Annotated in this window: 4 protein-coding genes; 3 read left to right on the forward strand and 1 reads right to left on the reverse strand. The window is 67.2% G+C overall.

Features of this window, described 5'->3' with window-relative positions:
- On the forward strand, positions 1-873 hold an 873-nt coding region (locus WCJ52_RS11645), incomplete at its 5' end, for a thioesterase family protein (protein ID WP_336903477.1).
- 105 nt (positions 874-978) lie between these two features.
- On the opposite strand, the gene WCJ52_RS11650 is transcribed toward WCJ52_RS11645, so the two are convergent.
- The gene (locus WCJ52_RS11650; protein ID WP_336903478.1) at positions 979-1650 is read right to left on the reverse strand and encodes a hypothetical protein; all 672 of its coding nucleotides are present in this window, start codon (positions 1648-1650) and stop codon (positions 979-981) included.
- 211 nt (positions 1651-1861) lie between these two features.
- Here WCJ52_RS11650 and WCJ52_RS11655 point away from each other — a divergent pair, with 211 nt between their 5' ends.
- Together WCJ52_RS11655 and WCJ52_RS11660 are read left to right on the forward strand one after the other, a co-directional pair.
- The gene (locus WCJ52_RS11655) at positions 1862-3031 is read left to right on the forward strand and encodes a DegT/DnrJ/EryC1/StrS family aminotransferase (RefSeq protein ID WP_336903479.1); all 1170 of its coding nucleotides are present in this window, start codon (positions 1862-1864) and stop codon (positions 3029-3031) included.
- Positions 3031-4500 carry a hypothetical protein gene (locus WCJ52_RS11660; protein WP_336903480.1) on the forward strand — a complete coding sequence of 490 codons (1470 nt, stop codon included), beginning with the start codon at positions 3031-3033 and terminating at the stop codon, positions 4498-4500. Before WCJ52_RS11655 ends, WCJ52_RS11660 begins: the two co-directional genes overlap by 1 nt.
- Positions 4501-4711 lie beyond the last annotated feature (211 nt).

A 4711-nucleotide genomic window follows, 5' to 3' on the forward strand; every position in this document is an offset into this window, starting at 1 on the left:
CGCGCCCTTCCAATCCCCGCCCCGGCCGGTGTAGGGGTCCCGGCCATGACGACAGACGCCCCCACCCACCAGATGATCCTTGAGCGCCTGGGCCCCGGCCGCTGGCGCGTTCCCACCGGCGAGGAGTGGCGCAACCCTTCGGGAGGGTTGTGGGGCGGCTATGCCATTGGCCTCGCCACCCGCATCATTGAGGCCGAGCCGGAGCGGGTGGGGGAGGTCCTGTCCCTGACCCTGACCTATGCCGCGGCCCTGCCGGCCGGTGACCTGGACGTGCGCACCCGCCGGATCCGCCAGGGCGGCTCGGTGGGGGTCTGGGAGGTGGAGCTGCGTCCACCGGGCTCGGAGGCGGTGGGGGTCCATGCCATCGTCACCACGGCGAAGCGGCCCGACACCCCGCCCTTCGCCTTCGTCACCATGCCCGAGGCACCGGACCCGGACAGCCTGCCGGCCCCCGAGGTCACCCACGCCCGCCAGCATTTCGGCTCCACCGTCCTGGAGCGCCGCACCCTGGACGGCTTCCCGCCCAAGCCCTCGGCGGGGTCGCGCTCCCTGGCCTGGGTGCGCTCGCGCCGGGAGCCCCTGGACAGGGCCCTCCTGGGCATGATCACCGACAACTCCCCGCCCCGGGCCATGTACGCCTTTGGCATGGGGGTCTCGACCACCACCCTGTCCCTGACCGTCTACCTGCACGCCACGGAGGCGGAGGTGGCCGAGGTCGGCAACGACTTCATCCTGGTGGAGTACGAGGGCCGGATCGGCGGCGGCGGCGCCTCGGACGAGCGTTCCAGCTACTGGCGCCGGGACGGCAAGCTGCTGGCCACCTCCGAGCAGCTGGTCTGGTACCGAAAGGTCCCGCCCCGGTCGCCGGAATAGGGGACGGGCATAGCCGGTCCGGACCTCCAGCCCCTGGCCCGCATTACGCCGAAGTCTTGAGGCGGGGGGCAGGGCGCCGGAGCCGGGCCAGAAGCCCCAGGGAGTTCAGGTCAGGTAGGGCTCCCCCGGGCTGCGGGTGCGAATGACCTTGGCAGGCCTCTCGTAGGCGATCACTCCGCCGGGCAGGTCCGGGTTCAGATAGCTTTTGGCCCCGACAAGGGTGTCGTCGCCCATGACGACGCCGTGCTTGATGGCCGCCCCGATCCCGACTGCGGAGCGGAAGCCGATCTCGACGCGGCCGCCTGTCACTGCACCTGGCGCGAGCGAGGCGAAGCCCTTCATTGCGCTGTCGTGATCAAGGCTTGCGCCCGTGTTTACGATACGGAAGGCGCCAACCTGCGAGTTGGGTCCGATGACGGACCCCGGCATCAGCACCGTTCCCGCTCCCGCGCGGGAAAAGGGAGACACCACGGCCGAAGGGTAGGCGATGACCGGGAAGTTTAATGGCGCAGGGAGTCCGCTCAGCGTGTCATGCAGGGCCTGACGGCTGAAATTGTCGCCGATCGCGATTCCGATGGGCTCCGGGTTCGAAATCCCCGGGATTTTCGATCTTACCGGCATGCCGAGCAGTTCAGCGGGGGCCTTCAGGGGGTCGACGAAGCAAACGATGGAGAACCCTGCCGAGATTACAACGCCCGCGACGCTGACCGCCTGGCCGCTTGCCCCCCAGATGACCAGGCTTCGCGGTACCCTGCTTGAAGGTCCGGCGGTGACCAATCCTGTTTCATTCGCTGACGTCAAGGCGCTCGCGGGCCTCCGGGTTCCTGGCCATAGGCCAGGTGGCGACCGCCGGAAAATCCCCTCGGGAGGATTGGCGGACCCTGTCATGAAGAAGGTCAGGGTGGTTCGCGCCTTCGTCCAAGGCGGGCCGGTAACGCAAGATTAACTATAAAGTCAGAGCCTGCCTTAAGGTCCCAAGGGAGTCTTTATGGCGGTTGTCGACCCTAGGTCAGGATTCGTCTCGCTGGTCGCTGGCGCGAGCTCATCCCGCCTGCCTGTGGCGGTGCCGACCCTTCCCACTGCTGACGAGGTCCTGCCCTACCTCCGGCGGATTGATGCTTCGGGCTGGTATTCCAACTTCGGCCCTCTCGTCCGGGAACTGGAGGCCCGCCTCGCCAGTCGCTTCGCCCATCCGACCGAGGTTGTCACTGTCGCCAACGGAACCCTCGGCCTGACGCTCGCCCTTCAGGCCCTTGACCTGCCTCGGGGCGGCCTCTGTGCCATCCCGTCCTGGACCTTCGTCGCTACAGCCCATGCCGTGCGAATGGCAGGACTGACACCTTGGTTCGTCGACGTTGAGCCCGAGGGCGGGCAGCTCACGCCAGACCTCCTGTCCGAGGTTCTCCCCCGGGCACCCGGTCCCGTTGTGGCGGCCATGCCGGTCTCGGTCATGGGTCGCCCGGTGTCGGTCGAGTCCTGGGTCGCCTTTCGGGAGGCCACCGGCTTGCCTGTCATTCTCGATGCCGCTGCAGGATTTGACGCGGTCCACGACGCAACGGTCCCGGTCATGGTCAGCCTGCACGCCACCAAGGCCCTTGGGATCGGCGAGGGCGCCTTCCTCGCCACGCGGGATCCCGTACTGGCCCGGCGATGGCGCGCCCTGACGAACTTTGCCTTCATGGGCGACCGCACCGCCCGGTTTCCTGCGACCAACGCCAAGCTCAGTGAATACGCGGCGGCCGTGGGCCTTGCCGCCCTCGAAATCTGGCCGGACACCCGCAACCGCTACATCGCTGCAGCGCGCCGGCTTCGGATCGCCCTGTCTGATGAACCGCGGGTCTGTTTTCAGCCCGGCTGGGGCCTGGACTGGATCTCCAGCACCTGCCTCGTCTCTCTTCCGGAGGGCTCCGCCGAGGACGTTGGAATGGCCCTGGCCAGGGCTGAGGTCGAAACCCGACGCTGGTGGGGTCAGGGATGTCACGCCGCCCCCGCCTTCGCCGACTGTCCTGCGGACCGGCTGGCGGCGACCCGCCGGCTAGCGGACTCCAGTCTGGGTTTACCGTTCTTCGCCCACATGCAACCCGAACATATCAACCGTGTCGCCCGCGCCTTGAAGCTGGCGCTGAATTCGCCCGTTGGGGAAGGGACTCCCACCTGATGCTTGAAGACCTGCTGCTCCAAGGCGCCCAGCCCAACTACGCCGACAATATCCGCGCCATCGCGGCCCGCTGGGAGGCGCTCATTCCCCCTGCCCGCCTTGGCGACCTGGAGTCTGGGGACCTTCAGGCGGGGATCGTGTCGATCCTCGAGTCCGGAGAGGTCACCGACGACGTGATCCTGACAATCGCCGGTGACCTGGCGTCCCTGTCCTGGTGGCGGGGTCCGCCGCTCCGGGACGATCATCGCGCCCGGCTCAACGCCCTGACCCGCGCCCGCCTGACCCGGCTTGCCGATAGCCTCGAAATGGCGCCCCGGAAACTCCCCAGAAGTCAGCTCCGCCGATCCCACGTCCTGCTTGTGGGCAATCTCCTGGATCCGCTTCATTCGCCCTCAGGCGGCGCCATCGACTATGCGGCGGCGCTCGCCTCGGATACCGCGGTAAGCCGGGTCGAGATCGTGCACTCGGGCGAAGTCCTTCCTGCCATGCGGACCTACATCGAGGCCCGACTTGGCGGTTTTCCAGCTTCACGCGGCGTCGCTTTGGTCTCCACAAGGGACAATCCGGACTTCCTGGCGGATATCCTCAGCAGGGGCCCCTGCACCTTCCATGTCTGGTGTGAGCCGGCCTTGTCCCCCGCCATCAGCCTCGTCAGCCGGCTTGGCCCCACACTGATGTTCACCTGCGCCGACGAGGCACCCGTCCAGTTCGCGGACGTCTACTGGTACTTTCAGTCAGAGGCGCACATCGAGAAAGTTTGGAAGGCCCATGCCGCGCCCCAGGAATTCATCGATCGTTATGTCCGGATTCTGGCGCTGCCCAGCCCGGAGCCCCGCCCCCTAGAGCCGATGTCGAGGGCCTCAATTGGGCTGCCGGAGGACGCCTTTGTCATCGCTACCGTCGGGAACCGACTCGGCGTCGAGATGGACGAGGCCTACATCACCGGCATCGAGCTGGCGCTAAGATCTCAGCCCAAAGCCGTCTGGATGGTTGTTGGCGGTCTTCCCGACTACCTCCTGGGTGCCTTCGAACAGGTCCTTGGGGACCGGTTCTTGCATGTCCCCTTTTCCCGGGAACTCGATCGCCTCATGACGACGGTCGATCTCTTTGCAAATCCCTTTCGTGCAGGGGGCGGAAACAGCGCCAACATCGCTGTGGGTGCAGGCGCGGCTGTTCTTTCCCTTTCACGGGGCGACGTCTCGTCCCTGGTCCCCGACAGTTTCATTGCCTCGGATCCGGAAGAGTACTTCCGCTACCTCGGATTCCTCATGGATTCGCCCGAACTCCTTGCGGCGGTCAAGGCCGAGCAGGGCCAGCACAACGCCCGCATGCGCGACCAGGGTCTGTTCCTGAAGGAAATCCAGGGCCTGGTCCGGCTTGCGGCCGACCGCTACGAGGCCCGGGGCTGCGGTGCCCCGCTGTCCACGACCGTCTTCGCGCCCCTGACCCGACTGGCGCAGGCCGGCTGAGAGACGGTTGCGACGCCCCCGGGCTCGCCGGGGCGCCGCAACTTTCCTCACAGCGCGAAGGTGAAGCCGCCGTTCACCGGATAGACTTGGCCGGTGATCCAGCTCGAGGCGTCCGACGACAGGAAGAGCACCATGTTGGCCACGTCGTCCGGGCGGCCGGGCCGGCGGATGATGTACTTCTCCATCTGCCGCTTCAGGCGCTCGGGGTCGC

Origin of the sequence: Phenylobacterium sp. (assembly GCF_037138395.1) — a bacterium.
GTDB lineage: Bacteria > Pseudomonadota > Alphaproteobacteria > Caulobacterales > Caulobacteraceae > Phenylobacterium.

Excerpts from the sequence above, each read along its gene's own strand:
- WCJ52_RS11655 (WP_336903479.1), top strand. The coding sequence starts at position 1,862 with ATGGCGGTTGTCGACCCTAGGTCAGGATTCGTCTCGCTGGTCGCTGGC.
- WCJ52_RS11660 (WP_336903480.1), top strand. The coding sequence starts at position 3,031 with ATGCTTGAAGACCTGCTGCTCCAAGGCGCCCAGCCCAACTACGCCGAC.